This is a genomic window from Bradyrhizobium sp. 197, from assembly GCF_023073375.1.
In the GTDB taxonomy this organism is placed as follows: Bacteria; Pseudomonadota; Alphaproteobacteria; order Rhizobiales; family Xanthobacteraceae; genus Bradyrhizobium.
On the sequence record NZ_JADPJJ010000146.1, the window covers coordinates 78,977 to 99,267 of the forward strand.

The 20,291-nt window shown below is 58.3% G+C and carries 15 protein-coding genes; 2 read left to right on the forward strand and 13 right to left on the reverse strand.

Annotated features, from left to right (window positions below; translation table 11 throughout):
• Positions 1-3 precede the first annotated feature (3 nt).
• The 7 genes from IVB27_RS34300 to IVB27_RS34330 form a co-directional block, all read right to left on the reverse strand.
• Positions 4-987 carry a molybdopterin-dependent oxidoreductase gene (locus IVB27_RS34300; RefSeq protein ID WP_247447179.1) on the reverse strand — a complete coding sequence of 328 codons (984 nt, stop codon included), beginning with the start codon at positions 985-987 and terminating at the stop codon, positions 4-6.
• A gap of 88 nt (positions 988-1,075) precedes the next feature.
• On the reverse strand, positions 1,076-1,969 hold the full coding sequence (locus IVB27_RS34305) for a LysR family transcriptional regulator (protein WP_247377015.1): 894 nt from the start codon (positions 1,967-1,969) through the stop codon (positions 1,076-1,078).
• A gap of 189 nt (positions 1,970-2,158) precedes the next feature.
• Positions 2,159-2,959 carry an ABC transporter ATP-binding protein gene (locus IVB27_RS34310; RefSeq protein ID WP_247447180.1) on the reverse strand — a complete coding sequence of 267 codons (801 nt, stop codon included), beginning with the start codon at positions 2,957-2,959 and terminating at the stop codon, positions 2,159-2,161.
• A 4-nt stretch (positions 2,960-2,963) separates the two neighbouring features.
• Positions 2,964-3,812, reverse strand: a complete 849-nt coding sequence (locus IVB27_RS34315; RefSeq protein ID WP_247447181.1) for an ABC transporter permease — start codon at positions 3,810-3,812, stop codon at positions 2,964-2,966.
• Complete coding sequence (locus IVB27_RS34320; RefSeq protein WP_247447182.1) at positions 3,812-5,236, reverse strand: CmpA/NrtA family ABC transporter substrate-binding protein; 1,425 nt, start codon at positions 5,234-5,236, stop codon at positions 3,812-3,814. The genes IVB27_RS34315 and IVB27_RS34320 overlap by 1 nt, the downstream gene beginning before the upstream one ends.
• 25 nt (positions 5,237-5,261) lie before the next feature.
• Entirely contained in the window at positions 5,262-6,827 is a 1,566-nt protein-coding gene (locus IVB27_RS34325) for a solute symporter family protein (protein ID WP_247447183.1), read from the reverse strand.
• A gap of 9 nt (positions 6,828-6,836) precedes the next feature.
• Positions 6,837-7,130, reverse strand: coding sequence for a DUF485 domain-containing protein (locus IVB27_RS34330; RefSeq protein WP_247447184.1), 294 nt, complete (start codon positions 7,128-7,130; stop codon positions 6,837-6,839).
• A gap of 1,187 nt (positions 7,131-8,317) precedes the next feature.
• On the opposite strand from IVB27_RS34330, the gene IVB27_RS34335 reads away from it, so the two are divergent.
• Positions 8,318-9,865 carry a Fic family protein gene (locus tag IVB27_RS34335; RefSeq protein ID WP_247447185.1) on the forward strand — a complete coding sequence of 516 codons (1,548 nt, stop codon included), beginning with the start codon at positions 8,318-8,320 and terminating at the stop codon, positions 9,863-9,865.
• Positions 9,866-10,272: 407 nt separating this feature from the next.
• On the opposite strand, the gene IVB27_RS34340 is transcribed toward IVB27_RS34335, so the two are convergent.
• The 6 genes from IVB27_RS34340 to IVB27_RS34365 all read right to left on the reverse strand — a co-directional run bounded on the left by IVB27_RS34340 (position 10,273) and on the right by IVB27_RS34365 (position 18,206).
• Positions 10,273-13,014 carry a putative bifunctional diguanylate cyclase/phosphodiesterase gene (locus IVB27_RS34340; RefSeq protein ID WP_247447186.1) on the reverse strand — a complete coding sequence of 914 codons (2,742 nt, stop codon included), beginning with the start codon at positions 13,012-13,014 and terminating at the stop codon, positions 10,273-10,275.
• An 80-nt stretch (positions 13,015-13,094) separates the two neighbouring features.
• Entirely contained in the window at positions 13,095-13,988 is an 894-nt protein-coding gene (locus IVB27_RS34345) for a transporter substrate-binding domain-containing protein (protein WP_247447187.1), read from the reverse strand.
• Positions 13,989-14,119: 131 nt separating this feature from the next.
• Positions 14,120-14,827: a VTT domain-containing protein gene (locus IVB27_RS34350; RefSeq protein WP_247447188.1), complete on the reverse strand. Its 708-nt coding sequence runs from the start codon at positions 14,825-14,827 to the stop codon at positions 14,120-14,122.
• Positions 14,828-14,830: 3 nt separating this feature from the next.
• Positions 14,831-16,180 (reverse strand): pyridoxal-phosphate dependent enzyme, encoded by a 1,350-nt coding sequence (locus IVB27_RS34355; protein ID WP_247447189.1) that lies wholly within the window; start codon positions 16,178-16,180, stop codon positions 14,831-14,833.
• 748 nt (positions 16,181-16,928) lie between these two features.
• Positions 16,929-17,570 carry a 2-hydroxychromene-2-carboxylate isomerase gene (locus IVB27_RS34360; protein WP_247342118.1) on the reverse strand — a complete coding sequence of 214 codons (642 nt, stop codon included), beginning with the start codon at positions 17,568-17,570 and terminating at the stop codon, positions 16,929-16,931.
• 33 nt (positions 17,571-17,603) lie between these two features.
• A complete protein-coding gene (locus IVB27_RS34365) occupies positions 17,604-18,206 on the reverse strand; it encodes a helix-turn-helix domain-containing protein (protein WP_247285523.1) in 603 nt (200 codons plus the stop codon).
• 279 nt (positions 18,207-18,485) lie between these two features.
• On the opposite strand from IVB27_RS34365, the gene IVB27_RS34370 reads away from it, so the two are divergent.
• Positions 18,486-19,778, forward strand: coding sequence for an MFS transporter (locus IVB27_RS34370; RefSeq protein WP_247447190.1), 1,293 nt, complete (start codon positions 18,486-18,488; stop codon positions 19,776-19,778).
• The last annotated feature ends 513 nt before the right edge of the window (positions 19,779-20,291 follow it).

A 20,291-nucleotide genomic window follows, 5' to 3' on the forward strand; every position in this document is an offset into this window, starting at 1 on the left:
TCTTCAGACGACCAGGACCGGCACGCGATAGATCGCGTTGCGTCGGCCGCCGGCCGGCTGATTCTCGCCCGATCGCGAGATCGCCCGAGACAGGAGACCGCAGCATCCCTCTTTTACTATCCAATCACAGGTGAACTTGGTCCAGGATCGTCCTGACACCTTCTCCAAGCGGCATCCCTGCCAGCTCCGCCCTTCATCGGCGCTCAGTTCGACCGCCGCAATTCCGTCGTCACCCCAGGCCCATCCCCAGACCTGCAAAACCTCGTCACGCCTGAGCTGACGATTCGGCTTTGGCGCCACGATGACCGATTGGGGGGCGATCGCCCACACCGGCTGGGTCGAGCCGTCCGGCGCGAGGTCGTTGTACCATGTGGTGGTGAAGACGCCCGGAGCCCGCTCCGAGCGCAATTCGAGCTTGCGGAGCCATTTGACGCTGTTCGTGCCGTAGAAGCCCGGGACCACCAACCGCAACGGATACCCGTGCTCAGGAAGCAGCGGCGCTCCGTTCATCTCGTAGGCGAGCAAGACGTCGTCGGATATCCGGGAGAGCGGCAGATCCTTGATGTAATGTCCGCACGCGATGCCTCCGAAGTCGCCGGAGTCCGCCCCCTGTGACCAAACGAAATTTGCGCTCCTCGCCACGCCCGCTGATCCTAGCACATGATCCAGACGAACGCCCGCCCAGCGCACGTTGCAGACCCGCTGCGTGGGCTTGTCGGGCGCCAGCGGGCTGCCTGCACATTGATGCACCGAGACCACCTCGGTCTTTGGAAGCGACTTGAGCTGACCGACGGAGAAGCTCGAGGGCGTCTCGACCAGGCCGGCGATTTCCAGCGTCCAATCATCCCCATGAGTGACATCGAGAACACCGAGATGGCACAACACGATGCAGCCTTCGACTGGCGTGATGCGGTCGGTCAGCAGATGCGGTTCAGAGGGAATTCGGCCGAAGAAGCCGCGTACCTTGTACGTAAAGTCGTCAGCCATCGCAGCGCTCCCTCGCGCCGGCATTCTAGTACATCACGGGAGGACGTCGACCGTAAGAAATTCCGCAGATACACTTGCGCGGATTCGATCACCCGAATTCGTTCAGGTACGCTCTGTCCGCCTTGAAGATCTCATGAAGGAACCGCAGCAGCGTACGCACCCTACCCATATATTCGATATCCTCATGGACGGAAATGTAGAGCGACCGCGTGACCACCACATCTTTCATGAGCCATACAAGGCGAGGATCCTTTTTTGCCGAGAAGAAGGGCAGAAGGCCGATGCCACGCCCGACAGCGATCGCATTCTGCTGGGCTGCCATGCTGGTCGATCGAAAAACGACGCTCTCCGGCACCAGGACGTCGTGCAGCCACTGCACCGGCTGGATAGCCACGAGGTCGTCGACATAATCAATGAAATCGTGACGCTTCAATTCTTCCATGGTGCCCGGCGTCCCCCGTTCCACGATGTACCTGGACGACGCGAACAGCCCAAGCTTGAACTCGCCAGCTTTTTTGACCGAAAGTTTGGGGCCCACGAGAGGAACGAAGCTGATGCACACATCCGCCTCGCGTTTGGTCAGATTGATCAGATGCCTTTCGGTCACAAGCTCCACGACAACGCCCGGGTGCTTCTCATTGAATTGGACCAACTTCTCGGCAAGGTAGAAGGCGGCAATACCCTCCATGCTCGTCAGCCGGACGCGGCCAGTGGGCTCGGCGGGCGTGGCGCGGAAATCTTCCGATATCACCAGGGCCGCGCCCTCAATTTTCTCGGCCTCTTGGTAGAGCTTGTGCCCGTCCTCCGTCAGCACGAACCCGTTCGGCTTGCGGTCGAAAATCTTGATACCAAGATCTCGCTCAAGCTCTGAAATGCGCCGGCTGACCGTCGTGTGGTCGACTTTGAGGCGCCGCGCGGCCGGCATCAACCGCCCCTGCCGGGCGAGTTCAAGGAAGAATTTCAGGTCGTTCCAGTCGAACATTCGCTCCTGCGTGCCAATCCGGAAGAGGCCAACGACGAAAATCCGACGGTGGGTGACCGCCTCGCCCGCCCGATCAAACAATCTTCTACGGCGGCTTTCAAGGTGCCTGCAGGCGATTTCCGTGCCTTCGGTGCCTGAAGCCACGGGGCGCAGCCCGCTCTCGCGCTCCAGCCGCAACGATCTCGGCCGTTATAGCTCTACCATTCCCTGAGGCACGCATTCTCGTTGATACAGATACTCGAGAATTTCCTTTCTATACCGCAGGCTCCCGGCGTGGGTCGCCAGTTTGAGCCGGTCCCGCGGTCGCAAAGTATCAATCTCCCAAATCCGGCCGATTCGCGCAGCCGGTCCGTTCGAGAGCGCGACAATTCGATCGCTCAGGAAGATCGCTTCGTCTATGTCGTGCGTGACCATTACGACCGTGGTCGGGGTCTTTTCCACGATGCGAACCAGTTCGTCCTGAAGGCTCGACTTGGTCAGCGCATCGAGCGCGCCGAACGGCTCGTCCAGCAGCAGCACCTTAGGCTCGACCGCAAAAGCGCGAGCGATGCCCACCCGCTGCTTCATTCCACCTGACAGCTCGAATGGGTATTTGTTGATGGCGTGCTCCAGGTGAACAAGCTTCAGCGCCTGCTCTGAGCGATCCTTCAATTCGGATGCCGCGGCACCTTTGAAGGCCTGTTTGACCGCAAGGCGAACATTTTCGTAGCAAGTCATCCAGGGCAATAGAGCATGGCTCTGGAAGACCATTGCGCGCTCCGGCCCCGGGCCAGAAATCGTCGTCCCGGCGCAGCGTATTGCACCCTTTGTAGGCGCCAGAAGGCCAGCAACAATGTTTAGCAACGTGCTCTTGCCGCAGCCTGAATGGCCGATCAAGCAGACAAACTCGCTGTCTTCGATAGCGAGCGAGATTCTATCCAGCGCAAGAAGCCCCTTGCCAGAACGGTCAACAAACGACATTGACACATCGTTGATCTCGAGATCCGCCATCGTCCTATTCCCGGAAGCTGAGGCTTTCGCCTATTCGCTTGAGCAAAATATCTAGCGCCAATCCAATACCGCCGACCAGGACGATGGCGACGATCATGCTCGCGATCTGGAGATTATTCCATTCGTTCCAGATGAAGTACCCGATGCCGCTCTGTGCGCCGACCATCTCGGCAGCCACGATGACGAACCAAGCGATACCGATCGAGATCCTCATTCCCGACAGGATCATAGGCACACTGGCGGGAAAGACGACGCGCGTGACATGCTCTAATCGTGGAAGACCGAATACGCGCGAGACGTTCAGCCATTCAGCCCGCACGGAAGCTGTCCCGGTCGCCGTGCTGATCAACATCGGCCAGACTGCACAGATGAAGATGATGAAGATCGTCGAGACGGTGCTGTCGCGGAACGTATAGAGCGCCAGCGGCATCCACGCGAGTGGCGATACCGGCCGCAGGATCTGAATGAAAGGATCCAACGCGCGATGGCAAGCAGGCCATAGACCGAGCAAGAAGCCTAGGGGCACCGCGACGAGTAAGGCCAGCGTGAAGCCCAGTGCTACGCGGCCCATGGAATAGGCCAGATGCCATGCGATGCCCAGATTGTTGGGATTGTCGTGATCGAAGGCGTGTGTGATCAGATCCCGGCCGCGGAGCGCGACGATCCACGGTGAGGGGATCGCACCGGCCTGCTGACCCGGCGCGCTCTGGCCGGCAAGGCGGGCATATTCGGCGTCGACAGCGCTAACGCCTCCCGACGAACCGGCGGTGAACCAGCCCCAGACGCTTACAAATACGATGAAGATCGCGACCGAGGATACCCAGGGCTGCTGCAGCCGGCGTGACACCTCCATCAGCCCCCCTTCCGGAGCGAAGCCAGGTAGTCCTGCGGCTTATTGGAATCGAATTCGTTCCCGAGAATCCTTTCGGTGCCGAAGCCGACCGCTGGCGGCGTCACGCCCTGCTCGCGCATGATCCGAGCGGCATCGGTCGCCAGCATCACCTTTTCGGCGAGCACCTTATAGTCGACATCCTCCTTTAGCATGTTCCAGCGCCGGAGCTGGGTCATCAGCCAGACTGCTGCCGAATATTGCGGAAACGGCTGATAATCAACCCGCCGCGGATCTTTCCGGATTGTGCCAAGGCCGTCGGCATACGTGCCGCTCAAAACCTGCTCGAGGACAATTTCGGGAGCATTGAGATATTGCGGCTCTGACAGCACCTTCGCCATGCCGACCCGGTTCTCCGGCTTCGAGACATGAAGACTGGACGCGATGATGGCGCGGTAGAACGCCATGAATGTGTTGGGATTTTGCTGGATCCAGCTTTCCGCGGCGGTGACAGAGCAACAAGGATGTCCATCCCAGATATCCTTCGAGATCAGATGAATGAAGCCAGCGCCTTCGTAGACCGCGCGCTGACCGCCCGGCTCTCCGCCGAAAAAACCATCGATGCTTCCGACGCGAAGGCTCGCCACGTATTCGGTCGGAGGTACGATGCGGTATTTGACATCTTGGTCCGGATCGAGCCCGGCGGCAGCCAAATAGTTGCGCAGCTGCAGGGTCTGGTGACTTTGCTCGAACGGGACCGCGAATGTGAAGCCCTTCCAGTTCTTGGGATCCCGATTGTCCTTGTGCTTGTTGGCCAGGACGAGGGAGTTGCCGTTCTGGTTCAAGATGGTCAGCACCTTGATCGACTGGACGTTACCGCCGAGGCCGGCTGTCATCGTCAGGGGGACCGGCATCACCTGCTGCGAGACGTCCAGCTCGCCGTTGAGCATCTTGTCGCGGATCAGCGCGATACCGGCGATCTTCTGCAGACTGACATCCAGACCTTCCTTGCGGTAGCTGCCGAGCCTTTCGCCGTAGATCAGCGGAACGGCGCAGGTGATCGGGAGGAAGCCAACAGCCAGCTTGGTTTTCTCGAGAGGCCTTCGCTCCTGGGCAATTGCCTTCAAGGTGTCGATTGGCAGGATGCTGGAGAGAGCGCCGATGATCACCCCAGCGCCAACGGTGCGAAGCAGTTCCCGCCGCAAAACCGGCTGCGGGAAAAGGCCATGCAGAAGTGACTGCTGGACGCTTTCGGACACGGCCTCTTCGACAGTCGGCTGCGCGGGAGCATGCGCTCCGCAACTGCACAGGCTGCCGATGAAACGATGGTGATGTGAGGCTTCGCGCATTTCTGTCCCCCTGGTCAAAATGTCCGGCTCAAAATCGTAACATTGACGCTCGAAAGGCCAACGGCGAAATTGTGCAGGAGCATCTGCAGTTCCGCGCATGCCATTCGGAATTCCCAGCTCTGGTTCACTCCGCCGATTGCGGCATCGTCCTTGAGCGCCCGAACAGGATGCGATGCTGCATCTCGTCGAAGCGGCCATCCGCGTTCGTTTCCCGCGTTAACAACGACACCGCGATCGCCACGGCAAACGACAGCGGCATGCTGATGATGGCCGGGTTACGCAGCGAGACGAACCACCAGGCGCCGCTCACCTGGGCCAGCGGCTTACCGAGCACGTCGACCTGGATGGTCGGTGACAGCGCAATGAGCACCAGCGAGCTTAGCGTGCCGATCATGATGCTAGCGACGGCCGCTGGCGTCGTGAAGCGACGCCAGATGATAGCGAGGACCAGTGATGGAAAATTGGCGGCACAGGCGATGGAGAAGGCGAGCCCGGCCATGAAGGCCACGTTCTGGCCTTCGAAGGTGATGCCGAGCACGATTGCCAGCACCGAGATGGCAACGGTGGCGATCCGCGCCACTTTGAGCTGCTCAGCCTCCGATGCCGTACCGTGGCGAACGACGTTGGTCCAGACATCATGGCACAACGTAGCCACACCGGAAAGCGTCAGGCCTGCCACCACCGCCAGCATGGTGGCAAACGCAACTGCGCAGATGAAACCGAAGAAGGCGTCGCCGCCGACTGTGAGGGCGAGCAGAGGTGCAGCCATGTTGCCGCCACCGCCGGCTTTCATCACCGCCTCCGGGCCGACCAGCACCATGGCCCCAAAGCCGATGATGAACACCATCAGGTGGAAGAAGCCGATCAGCCCGGTGGCATAAAGTATCGATGGTCGCGCGGCCTTCGAGTCCCGAACCGTGTATACCCGCATCAGAACGTGCGGCATCGCCGCGGTGCCGAACATCAGCCCGAGGCCGAGTGAGATCGCGTCCCATTGCCCCGAAACCACCTTCGAACCTGGCTGCAGCACTCTTGTGCCGTACTTCTCCGCCGCTGCGGCGAACAGCTTGAGCGGGTTCATTTCGAAATGCATCAGGACCAGGACTGCCAGGATCACTCCGCCGGCGAGCAGCAGCGCCGCCTTCACCACCTGCACCCAGGTGGTGGCGAGCATGCCGCCGAACAGCACATAGATGAGCATGGCAGCACCGACCAAAGCCACCGACCAAGTGTAGGGCAGGCCGAACAGCAACTTGATCAACGATCCGGTCGCGACCATCTGGGCGATCAGGTAGAACAGGATCACCGCCAGCGTACCGACCGCCGCGGCGAGCCGCACCGGCTTTTGGCTGAGCCGATAGGCGACCACGTCCGCGAACGTGAATTTCCCGACATTGCGCAGTGGCTCGACAATCAGAAAGAGGATGATCGGCCAGCCGACCAGCCATCCAATCGAGTAGACCATGCCATCGAAGCCATTCGAGGTGACAATGCCGGCAATGCCGAGCAGCGCGGCCGCGCTGAGGAAGTCGCCAGCGAGCGCCCAGCCATTCTGCCATGCAGTGATCTCGCCGCCCGCGGCAAAGAAGTGCTCCGTGGTACGGGTGCGCCGCGCCGCCCAGTAAGTAATCAGGAGCGTCAGGACCATAAATGCGAAGAAGAAGCCGATCGAGAGCGAGTTGTTGGCCATCGCGAGGTCCTATCGTTCGAGGTCACGAAGGCTGGCATCAAATACCCGGTTCGCCCACAGCACATAGATGAGGCAGAGCAGGAACGATGAAACGATGACGAGAGGGCCGAGCACGATGCAAAGCGAGAGCCCGGGCGCAAGCACAGTGCCCAAAAGCGGCTTGTCGAATGCGAACAATGCCATGAAGCCGAAATAGATCGTGATCATCGTCGCACAAAGCAGCAGCGCGATCCGAAGGCGCCTGCTCGCAAGCGTGACAGAACGAGGCACGACGCCGGAATTGACGGAAGTCTGCGCGTCCATCCACCCTCCCAGAAGGTCTTGATATCCACTACCGGCCAGCTTCCGCCGAGCCGCAAGCGTCGGGAACCACGAAACTTTGCAATGTACTGTGCAGATTTGCGGCCTCGTCGAAGGCGATGCTGTGTCGTCTCGACGGTCGCGGCGACAACAACCATGCCGGCAATGACGGCGCGCCTGCGACGGCATTGATCCTTGCATGCAAGGATTACGTTTGGCGGCGCGGGCTTGGGCAGGCGTGAGGGCGGCACCACGATGGGTGGCGTGAGTACATGCAGTCAAACCGGAAACCTCGCAGAATAGCGGGCGCGACCTCCATCGGTACCGGAAGTACAAGAGGAGTTCTATCGGGGTTCTCGCGCAGCGCGTCACACTGCCGATCTACTCGACTTTCCAGGCCCTGCACCGGGTCCGCGGTCGATTTGTCGGTCAGCGCACCCGTCCATCAAACAGACCCGTGCGTTCCTCCTGGAGCGAGGCATGGTGTGCGACAAAGCCTACATTCCCTGTTCGAGTTGCCCGGTATCTTGGCAATTAGCGCCAATGTTTTTCGCCTTGCATGTTGCGCATCATCGAGGGTTTAGCGGAAGACTCGCATCGACTGGATGGGCGTATCGAGGGACTATCGAGCGAGATCGAAACGCTGGCCAGTCAAGACCGGGCCTGCCAGCGAGCCGAGCTAAGCGGACCCCACCAGCATGACGAACACGCTTGCTCATCCCGATGTCACCGGCGACGGCCTCTCTCTTGCGGTCAGGGTCGGAGCCGCGATTGACAAGGATGTGGCCTCGCCGGCTTCTGGACGCCCGGGTCGGTCTTCAAGAGCGGCAGCGCCTCGCAGGTCGTGCAGTGCGGTTGGCTGGACCGCGGTCGTGCCGGGCATCGCAGCGCGTCTGAATGCCAAGAGAATTCGTCGTCTTCAGCGTAGAATCAGCCCTATCTGAACGTCATGAAAATGATGGCGAATTTGAAAACCGGAACGTCGGCAGATCACCGGCGCCATGACGGTTCCATCCCGGACCGACCTGGGCCGCTACTGGAATCGTGGGCCGGGTTCTCAGTCCAAAGTGAACCATTTTCATGATTAATCCGTTGAGAGACTATTTTTCACGTGGTATGATGGAATTTCGAAATCCAAGCCCTCAGTGACTGAAATTCGAGGTCGGGAAATGTTTTTCAGAGGAATGTAAGTGAGCGCAGAATTTTCAGGATCGGTGAATGTTTTTCACGATAGGCGATTGCCTGAGTCCGCTGTCCCCGCGGGTTATGCCGCGCTCATCGACACTTACAAGCTGGCCGTGCCGGTCCCCCGCACCCTTTCGGCCATCGGAGCCCGGCACCGCATCATTGAACAGGATGGTTGGCGGATCTACACGCCTCGCCATGCTCCCCAGGCCTCGCTTGAGGGACACCTGACTTTTGCCCTTAAGAACGAAGGAGTCGATCTTTCCGTCCTGAAGCGGCTTTTCCTAGTCGTTAACGAGGGTGACATCGCGGAGCTTGTCCGGCAGAAGCCGACCGGCATTTACACACGACGCATCTGGTTTCTGTACGAGTGGTTGCTTGGCTGCGAGCTGAATCTGTCGCTTACAGACAAGGTCTCATATGTAGACGCCATCGATACCGACCTCCAGTTCGGAGGGATTGGCACGAATTCCGCCCGGCATCGCGTTCGCAACAACCTTCCCGGCACCCCGGAATTTTGTCCGCTCGTTTTCAAGACGGCCGCGCTGAACCAATTTCTCGCGCAGAACTGGAAGGAGCGCGCGCGCGCTGTCGTCAGCGAAGTCCCGAAGGATTTGCTCGCGCGCACCGCCGCCTTTCTGCTGCTGAAAGATTCAAAGTCTAGTTACCTCATCGAGGGAGAAAGGCCGCCTCAGGATCGCATTCAAAGATGGGGACGCGCCATCGGCGAGGCTGGGCGCGCGCCGCTCGATGAGCGGGAGTTTTTGCGCCTGCAAGGCATCGTCATCGGAGACGAGCGTTTCGTGAAGCTCGGGTTCCGGCAGGAAGGAGGCTTTGTCGGAGAGCATGACCGCGATACACAGCGCCCTATCCCGGACCATATCAGCGCGAGGCATGAAGACATCGCCTCTCTTATGGCAGGATTGATCGCATTCGATCTCGCCGCCGAGAACGAGCTCGATCCCATTATCGCGGCGGCGGTGCTCGCGTTCGGCTTTGTTTATATCCATCCATTCGAGGACGGCAACGGACGCATCCATCGATATCTGATGCATCATGTCCTCGCGCGGCGCGGATTTAATCCGGCCGGGGTCCATTTTCCAGTGTCGTCGGCGATTCTTGACCGGATCACCGAGTACAAAGGCGTGCTGGAAAGCTATTCCAGCAGGCTACTTCCGTGCGTTCAATGGGAAGCGACCCCAAAGAATAATGTGAAGGTTTTGAACGATACCGGCGATTTCTACCGCTTCTTCGACGCCACCCCGCATGCGGAATTTCTCTACGAATGTGTACGCCAGACGATTGAGCTGGACCTTCCGAATGAGACGAGCTTCCTGCGCAACTTTGATATGTTCCGATCCGGAGTCGAAAACATCATCGACATGCCCGAGCGAACGCTCAACAACCTGTTTGGCTTTCTGCGACAGAATCAAGGAAGACTTTCAAAGCGGGCACGAGAGAACGAATTCGCCGAGCTCACTCAAGATGAAGTTGTGAAACTTGAGCAATTGTACGCGGACTCATTCGGTCAAAGCGGAGCCTTAAGTGACTGACGGCGCGTCTTGCGCAGAGACAGGAAGCCCATTCTTTCCAGCGGTGGTACGGGTCGTCTCCACGGTTTTGGTGTAGCTCGGTAGAGCAAAGCCACCCGGTCGTGCGCCTCTAATAGCGCCGTAGCAGGCGGGCGCCATTGCGCTGGCCACCGGAAATTCTCCGGTAAGATCGGGTTGCGACACGCCAACGGCAACAACGTAACCAGAGGAACCACGGAACCACCGATGATCGACGACATAATGCGAGCAGGCGCGACATCGCCCATCGCCGGGGCGCGGCCGATTTGGACCACGAGCCGCCGCTGTGGCCTCGCTTGGGCTTTGGCTGTGTCGGTTGCATTCGGACGGCTGCTTCGCCACTCAGAACGAGCAGGAAATAACAGCAATTGGCGTCTCCCGCCGACGGCCTATGCGGAAGCCTGATTGACCGACCCGCGTACCCGCTTCAAACGGTGACGCGGCGAGAAAGCTCGGGCGAGACTCACGAAATCCTCGGCCGGCATAGGCCGTCCGAACAAATAGCCCTGGTAACTGAGCTGTCCATGTCGCGCCAGGAACGCATATTGCTCCTCCGTTTCGACGCCTTCGGCAATGACTGAAAGGCCGAGGCTTCTGCTAAGCGCTATGATCATCTGGGCTATCGCGGCGTCGTTAGAGTCAACCAGAACGTCCTTGACGAAGCTGCGATCGATCTTGAGCTGGTCAAGCGGCAAACGCTTCAGATACGAAAGCGCTGAATAGCCGGTTCCGAAATCATCGAGGCTGAAACCGATGCCAATCGCTTTCAATTTGCCCATCTTGGCGATCACATCGTCGACGTTGCTGACTAATGTGCTTTCAGTGAGTTCGATTTTGAGGCGATGGGGATTGGCGCCGGTTTGCTCAATGATCGCGCGGACCTCTTCGACAAAATTCTTCTGACGCATCTGCAGGGCGCTGACATTGATTGCGATGGTCAGGCGTTCGGTCGCCGGATCGCTTGACCAGCGAGCCAGCTGACGGCACGCAGTCTTCAGCATCAAGGCGCCGAGCGGAAGGATGAGGCCGGTGCTTTCTGCGACCGGGATGAATTCGCTAGGAGAAATCATCCCTTTATGAGCATGCGGCCAGCGTGCCAGCGCTTCTGCCCCCAGCAGCCTTCCTTCGTGATCGACCTGCGGCTGGTAATGCAGCAAAAGCCGTTCCTTCTTAAGGTCTTCTCGTAGATCGGTCTCGAGGGCAGCGCGGGCTGTAATCATGGTCTGCATGGCCGGGTCGAAAAACCGGAGGCCATTTCGTCCCGCCGTTTTCGCGTCGTACATTGCCAGATCGGCTCTCTTGAGCAACTCGTCGACGTTGCACTCATCAGTCGAAAACAAGGTCACGCCAACACTTGCGGTACAGGGATATTCATACGCATCGAGTTGGAAGACCTCGGTGAAGGCTGCGAGTATCTTTTCGCCTATCGCTTCCGCCTGTAAGGCAGCGGCCTTTGCTTTCTGTGTACCCAGATTGGCGAGAAGAACGACAAATTCGTCGCCGCCAAAGCGGGCAACTGTGTCATCCGCCCTCACACAATGGGAGAGGCGCTGAGCCGCACATTTCAGCAGCATATCGCCCATGTGGTGACCCAGCGAGTCGTTCAGTGTCTTGAAATTGTCCAGATCAATGAACAGCAAAGCGCCGTAGGATTTGCTACGGATATTCGCATTGACGGCCTGGCGCACGCGGTCGATTAGCAGGACGCGGTTCGGCAGACCTGTTAGCTGGTCAAAGAAAGCGAGTTCTTGGATCTTTTCCTCAGCGTGCTTCAGTTTAGAAATGTCATAATACGAGCCGATGTAGTTGGTGACCTCGCCCGCCTCGTTTTTTACAGCGGATATAGTCAGCCAGCGCGCGCAGTTTTCGCCGCTCCTGGTCCTGAGACTCATATCACCTTGCCAGCCGCCAGTTGCTTGAACGGAACCCCACATACTGCGGTAGAATTCGCCATCACGCCGATGAGACCGGAACAGTCGCGGGGTTTGTCCAACCAATTCTTCGATCGTATAGCCGGTTAAGCCCACGAAGGCGCGGTTGGCACTCAAGACTACGCCTTTGGTATCGGTGACGATCATGCCCTCCTGAGAATTGAAAGCAGCCGCGGCTATGCGCAATTCAGAGTTTGACTTGTCAAGAGCCTCCCTCTGTCGCTGCAGGTCGGCCTCAATGGCTTCGCGCCGCCTGATCTCTTGAGAGAGAGCGAGATTGTTTTCGGCCAGCTCCGCTCTATGTCGATTGGACTCGACGAACTTGATTTGTAACCGCGCCGCATTTTGACGCATTCGCTCGAAGCCGATGGCCAGCATAAATAGCACGATAGCGAAGAGGCCAACATAGAAAACGGAGAGGGATGAAAGCGTACGACCGTATAGCTCATCCTCGCTGGCCAGCCTCAGGACGGAAAGTCGAGTACCGGCAACTGGCGAGCGAAGTGCAAGATATCCTCTCAGCTCGGAGGCGCTGAGATTTGACAGAGGTTGTATGCGGCCAGACGGGAGCTTGGCCAGCGAGAGGCCTTCGGCGACAACGGCCGAGTGCTCTCGCTCGATCGGGAGCAGCACCTGCCCATCGTCTCCCAGGAGGAATTCGCGCGGCTGGCCGAGGTCGTTGGTAGACACCAATGAGGAAAGTAGATTGAGACTGCTCACGGTCTCGACCGTTCCCCTTATCTTGCCCTTCTGGAGTACCGGTACGCTGACCACAATCAGGCGGCGCTTGTCGTCAATCTGAATATATGGTTCGGCCAGGGCGTTACGCACCGGCGAAGCTGTCGTCGCGCTGGACGAGCCGACATTAACTTGCGCAACGCCGTTGCGATCGAAGAAAGCCAACCGCAAATAGGCGGCTTGGCCCTGATATTTCTCCTCACCCACCGTCGCCTGAAAGCGCCGCTCGATTGCAGCCAAATTGGCGAAGAGGCCGTATTTGACGGACATTCCGAGATCGAGATTGCTGAAATAGTTGGAAATGTCCTCGCTGGCTGCGAGCCGTGCGGCGGCCTGCCGCCGTTCGGCTAAGAAATCGCTGACCTCCGCGGCGCGCGCTTCACCGAGCGACACCAGACGCGCATCGGCGTTTTGCCGCAACTCCACTTGCGACGTATAGAGATTGCCAGTCAGATAAAACATAGACAGCAGAAACGCCGCTGCTGCTATCAAGAGCCAGCGTGGAGCTAACGATCGACTGAATCTAATCAGCGAAGATATCATCAATTCGTTTTCGCGAAGTATTCCGGGAAAAATCGACGAATGCCGGGATAATATTTATCCACGAGCCGGTCATAGAAGCCGGAGGCCTTGATCTCGCTCAAATACGCGTTGAATTCATTGCGCAAAGCTGGCGCGTCCTTCGGAAAGGCGGTTGCCAACGTTTGCTGCTCGGAGATCGGCCCCAGAATCTTGATTTTGCCCGCCCATTTGCGCAAATCCAGAATGGCGTCCGGCACGTCGAGCAGTGTCAATTCGGCTTCTTTGTTGAGCATGGCCGGGACCATCTCGTTCAGGTTGGCGCTCTTGTTGTAAGCCTTTAAATCGATACCGACGTTGACCAGGCCGTAATTGGATGGATCCAAGCAGGTGCGCTCCATCACGAGTACGCTCTTGGATCCGATCGCCTTCCGGGTGTTGACGATGTCTGCCGCAAGATCCGCGCCGTCCTGGATCGGCTGCAGATCAGACTCGGCTGGTGCCACCAAGAGAACCTGCGAAGGAAGGGTCGGCTCGGAATATAGAAGAATGGCCTCACGCCACGGCAGCACGGTGAAGCCGCTCGATATCACATCGCCTTTGATGGGATAGTCACCTGCCAGCGTCACTTCGCCATTTTTGCGCACCACATCCTTACCGAGCAGGTCGCGGATGACCGAATAAAAATCCGAGTAGACGAGCTTGTAGGAGACGCCAATTCTTTTGGCGAAGCCCTGCATCAGCTCGACATCCAAACCATCGCCCGCGCCGGTCACAAAGTTGGCGTAGCGGATGCCAATATGGCGGATTTCGCCTCGCTGCTTGATCTCTGCAAGATCAGCTGCCCAGCCTGAAGTCGCGAAAAGGAAGACCATGGCGCCGCTCAGCGACACGCGGACAAAGCGTTTCAGGGACATGGAGGCGCTCTTTACCTTTGTACCAGGAGAAGCGCCTGCAATCTATAGCTGTGAGTTTAAGAAAGGATGGCGAAATACAACAAAGTAGATTTCAGTTTTCGGAAAAACCAAGTTTGTCGGTAAAGGATTGATTACAGACCAGGTGCTGAGTGCAGCGGAAGGTTTGATCCGGGCGTGCCTTTCAGTTTCTTGAGGTCGTTCAGCACCGACCGCCACGGACCCATCGCGCTCAACAGCGTGCTTAAGCATAAAATGGTCAAATATCCGGAAAACTGCTGCCAATGCGGTGTTTCGCCGGACAATAAGTGATGCCCTTGCTGCCCTATTTGCGCATAGAACAGGACCAGCGGCGCGCCGCCCAACATGCTGGTCGTCAGGTACTGAAGAGGGGTGACGTCAAGCATCGCGGCGATGAAATTCACCAGTGGTGCGGGCACGAGGGGCGAGAGGCGTAGTCCGAGCAAGGTCAACCAGAGTCTCACAGCCGATTGCTGACATAATGAAGCGCTGGGACGTTGAATGTGCTTTCGATAGAAGAGAAACGCGCTCAAACCGCCAAAGGCACTGCCGAGCAGCACGGTGATGCCTCCCTCCAGCCCGTTCATGTAAAAACCGGCGGCCAGGCAAATCATTGGCATGGAGGGAAAGGACAGAAATGCAAGGACAGTGGATGTGACCAGAAACGCCACAGCGGTGCCGAGTGGATGCGCTTGGGCCATTGTTTCAAGCCCCGGAAACACCTGCCAAAAGGCCTCTCTCGAAATAGGTGATGCAAGATATGCCAGCGTCAGAAACATGACGACTGCTATATAGACGATCAAAGGCTGGTAACCACGCATCGGCTATCCCAAGCTGGATAGAAGAGGCGGCATGTAATCAAAGCTGTTGTAAGTATTCCAGAAAAGAACCTTCTTGTTCTTGAGCGCCCCCGCTTTAGACATGGTGAGCAACGAGCGCCATGCTTTCAAAGTAAAGACTGGATCAAGGCTGAGTCCCGCCTCCTCCAACTCGTTCGCCCACGCAACGTCGGTGGCTTCGACCAAGCCGTAGCCGGGCTGCCAGCTGGTGGAATCCGGCACGAATATCTCGCCTTGCATCACCCGAAGCACATCAGGAGAGATGCCTGGAAAGCGGATTTGCTGCAGCCACTGGACCGTGCTGCGAGCGAGTTTGGCGACATTCCCCTCCACAAATGGCAAGGAAGGTTGCCGGTTGACAAGCCATCGCGTCAGATATGATTTGTCCTGATCGGCCACTCCCACGACCTTGGTCTTCCATCCCATCAAATGGACGCCCAGGAGAAGGCCCAAGACCGTCGAGCCGCTGCCCATGGCGACAAAAATCACGTCGGGCGGTGCACTCCACGCCTGAGCGGCGCTAAGGAACTGCGCCAACTCGGCAATCGCATTCATATGTCCCAACACACTCAGATCGTTCGAGCCGCCGGGGGGAACGAGCGAATCCGTATCTGGATGTAGCCAATTTCTCGCATATTCCTGGGAAGCTTCGCCCACCAATTCAATGTTGTTCTTGGCTATGGCAACGTGTTCAACCAGGCCTCGCAAAATCCCCAGCCGCGCCATGTCCGTGGTAGCTCCCGGCACCTCGAAAAGTACCAAGTCCAGGGCACAATTCAGCGGCTGTCCGTCACCGGTCAAATCGGCCACACGATTGGCCAGGGCAAACTGCAGAGCATGATTGCTGGAGACCGCGCCAACCGTCCCTAAACGCTTGGAGCCGGACCACTTCAGATTCGGGAGCAGGAATTCGTACTTGCGCGCCTTGTTGCCAAAGACGGGATAACGCGCACTACTCTCATTCATCACCAAAAGATCAGAGCAGTCTATTTGTCGCGTCACAGACGACGGCAACTGCAATAGCTGGTTGTTTCCCCTCAAGAAAACGGGGGTCCATGGAATGGTGGCGCGGGACTCAACCTGCCTCAGGAAAACCGAATTACCGGGTTCGCCCTGGCGAATGTAATCGGCAATAGAATTATCGCTTGAAAGCGTGTTGCAGATGAAAGGACCGCCTTCGGCATCGGGATCCAGCAGGGACGGAAAGTATCTACCGAGCGCCAAGGATTGCGATTTCAACGCTGCGGACGAGGGAGCCAAGCCTGCAAGATCAGCGGCGTGCGGGAGCGGCGACAACGGGAGGGGGCGACCTTGATGGGTGGCGACCGCGCTCAACGCGGCACCTCCGCCCAACGCGGCGCCGCCTAGGAGGGCCGCTTGCATGAAGTTCCGGCGAGAGAGGTTCATTGCCTGGATGCTACTCGGTGTAGCTTCAGGTTAACGCTTTTTTAACCCTATTCCAATCCGCATGCGCGCTCACGGGCGAAATACTCAAAGGTTTGCTTAACGCAGACGCGTTGAAGGTGTGCTCAGGATCAAATCTAGCTCAAACCAGCTTGGCAGTACGGCGATTAGCCCCGCCGTATTATTGTTTTGGCGCAAGGGCTTCGCCCATCGGACCGCATCAAGAGATATACTCCGGGTCGTCCGGAAAGTGGATCAGAAGGGCCCTTTGCTAGTGCGCGCGCACTTCCCGTCTGCGCGCCCATTGTATCCGGCGTTGGCGCCACTCGGCTGTCGCGCAATCTCCGCACGTCGTTGGTGTAGGCGCCGACGCACGGCACGATCAGCTGGCGCCTTGGCCAGCACCGCGCCCGAACAATTGCGAATGAGAGTGGCTGACTCATAGTCGAGGTGAGAAACACCAGACCCAAGCGCTTTTCCGATCCGGAAGGCGTGTCCGGCCTGCGGCAAGCCAATGCCAGGCGTGCCGACGACTCCAACGAGGGGCGGTTGTGCTACGCTTGTACCGTTTGGAAGACGACCCGCTGCCGAGCCGCCTGCCCGCAGTTGGGCCGACAGTCCTCTGAAGCCGACACGGTGACCGCGTCGACGTCGGATCGGCTCAGACACTCGAAACGAATCAGGCTTGCGGCCTGCGCCCCAGCGGAGCGCCTTTTGTGCGGATCAGTCGCTCCTCAAGCATATCCAGCCGATCCTGCCCCCAGAACCGTTCGCCTTTGAACACATAGAACGGCGATCCAAAGACACCAGCTTCCAATGCCCGAGAGGTATTGGATACGTATTCCAGGCGGGCAGCACCTGCCGCCCCCTCCAACAGCTTCAAGCCGTCATAACCCGCGCGATCCGCGGTTCTCAGCAGCGTGTCGCGGTCGGCGAGGTTCTCGTCCTCGACCCAAATCGCGCGCATCATTGCGTTCGCGAGACGGTCGACATTCAAGCCTTGGTTTTGCGCCGCAATTACCATGCAGGACGCAACATCCACGTCGACAGGAAAATAGGAAGGCTCGATGTTGACGATCATCCCGAGCCGCTCGCTCCAACGCTTAAGCTCCTCGATGCGATAGTCGCGTCGCTGCCATGAACGCTTTTCAAGAACGATCCCGCCGCTTGCTGCATAGACATCCTGCATGCGCATTGGGATATAGTTGACACGAACTCCGTGACGCGCGCTTATCTGTGACAATCTGACCTGCCCTAAATAGGCCCAGTCCGACATCAGCCAGACATAGTAGTCGATGAATGGCGCATCTTGATCAAGCATAGCATCAGGCCTTCGGAAGGTGGTGGGCGTGGATCAGTCTCGGCTAATGACGATAAGGACGGTTGCGCGGGCGCCAACCCGCCGCACGTGGTGAACGAGGTGCCCCGGAAACTGCAGGAAATCTCCGGGGCCCATGACGACACTGCGGTCCGCGAACTTCACTTCGACGCGGCCCGTAATGACGTAGAGCGACTCCTCGCCGGAATGTTCTGCGTAGGTTGCCTCACTGAAGTGGGCCGGCGGCGTCATTAAGAAAGCTTCCGCCCGTCGGCCCGGCCCCGCTGGCGATAGGGATACAAAAGAGTATCCATGGACCGGATCCTCCTCCGGCTGCCGGTTCGCTGTACGAACCAGATGGATGTCCGAGTCCGCGACCTGTTCACCAAATAGCAGCGCCACGGGAATGTCCAAAGCACGAGAGAGCTTCATCACGGTTGCGATCGACGGTGCCTTGGCGTCTTTCTCAATCCGGGACAGGAAGCTTTTGTTCAGTCCCGTCGCGAGAGCCAGCTCGTCGAGTGTCATGTTCTTGTTGCGGCGCCAGGCACGCAAACGAGCGCCGATCCGTCCCGCCGGCAGCTGCTCTGAAACACTCGCTTCGAATTTGGTCGTCCGAATTGTCTTCTTGCTCATCATTCTTCATCACCGGACTGGCAGACCAGATTTCCACGATTTTTTGTCTCCCCAAGCATCGTGGCGACTAATGTGCTTTGTCAATGAACGAAGAGGTCCAGCGCGGAGCGGTAGGCCTCGGGCGCTCGTCATGACCACACCTCGCCTTACCGTTACAGCCGCGCCCTTTTCAATAGTGACGGACTGTTATATGGTTCCCAGCGGGCAACAAGTTGCCCTACAGACTACGCGTGGAAAAAATTGTCAAGGCAGCCGGGGCCAATCAACTTCAACGGAGAAGAGATGACTGTCTATGAGAATGCATCAACGACAACCGCCGCAAAGCCGACCTCGAAGGGATGGGTTGTGGCCGCGACAGTGGTCGGAACAACCATCGAATGGTACGACTTTTTCATCTTCGGGACGGCCTCCGCCCTGGTCTTTAGCAAGCTGTTCTTCCCCAGCATTGATCCCGTCAGCGGCACGCTGGCTTCTTTCGCGACCTTTGCCGTTGGGCTCTTTGCGCGACCGCTAGGCGGCCTCGTTTTCGGACATTTCGGAGATAGGATCGGCCGAAAGAGTATGCTTCTCCTCAGCCTCTTCCTGATGGGCATCCCGACTGTTTTGATTGGCCTGCTCCCCACCTACTCTCAGATCGGTATCTGGGCGGCCGTGCTGCTCGTCCTTCTTCGAATCTGCCAGGGAATTGCCGTGGGCGGCGAATGGGGCGGCGCGGTACTGATGGCCGTCGAACATGCCGATGGCAACAAGCGGTCGCTATTCGGCAGCTTGCCGCAGGCAGGCACTCCAGCCGGATTAATCCTCGCGACCTTGGTATTCGCCCATATGAGCTCCTTCTCCGAGAGCGATTTTCTGGCTTGGGGATGGCGAGTGCCCTTCCTCGCGAGCATCGTCCTCATCCTGCTGGGAAGTTTTGTCCGATCGAAGGTTCCCGAGAGCCCGGTATTCTTGCAAGCCAAGAATGAAGGACAGACCGTCGCTATGCCGAGCGCTGAAGTCGTGAGCACGCATCTCCGCCCTCTTCTCCTGGCCGTGGGAGCGAAGCTGGCAGAGGTCACATTGTTCTATCTCGTCACGATCTTCATCCTTCAATATTCGACCGTCACCCTCGGTCTCTCGAGGGCTGAGGTATTGAATAGCATTCTCATTGCGGCAACCGTCGGACTGTTCGCAATTCCAATATATGGACATTTCGGCGACAAGATCGGCGCCCGCACGATTTACGGCGTCGGCGGCATTCTGCTCGCGCTGTTTGCCATTCCGTTATTTCTGATGGTCAATACCAAGGATCCCCTATTGATCCGCCTCGGTATCGTCGTCTCCTTAGGCCTTATCTATCCAACAATGTTCGGGCTTCAGCCCGCGCTGTATTCGGCTCAATTTCCGCCCGGGGTTCGCTACAGTGGCATGTCGCTGGGCGTTCAGATCGCGGCTGCAATTGGCGGAGGCCTTGCCCCTATCATCGCAACCACGCTGCTGACCACGACGGGCAGCACGTTGGCCATCGGCTTCTATTTGGGAGGGCTGGCCCTGGTGGCTGCCGCTTGCGCCTTTTCGATGAAACCATCGAAATAGACGCTACCAAGCACCGAAGCGTTCTCGTGAAATGCTGACGCGTTGTTCTGCGCGCCAGCATTTCGCACGCTCGTGCTATCCGGCTCGAGTGCGGCCTTCTTGTGCCGCGTGGCGACCATTCTCGTAACGACTGCAGTCCACCATCAGCGCCGGTCTTGACAGAGCAGTGACGTTCGCAGCGATCATCGCTTGACTTTGGCTTAGGCGGAGAGGACCTCAGGCCCCCTCCCCCTTTGGCTGATGACAGAGCTCACGCACCTCGGCGCGTCCGTGCGCACGTCATCTGACAGCTGCGGCGTAGGCGACGCACACTCATCGATTGCCGGCAGCTCACAAACCGCCTTTTCATCTGATCGATAAAATCGAGGCGTTCCTTTTCGGTCGTCACCTCGACAAAGTACCTTCGAAGGGCGGCCGACCGTCCTCTTGCCACGTCTACCCACGCGGTGGACGATTTCAACGTTGTGCGGGGACGGGGGAATCGATCTCTGCGCCGGGCTAGTCGATCGGCTC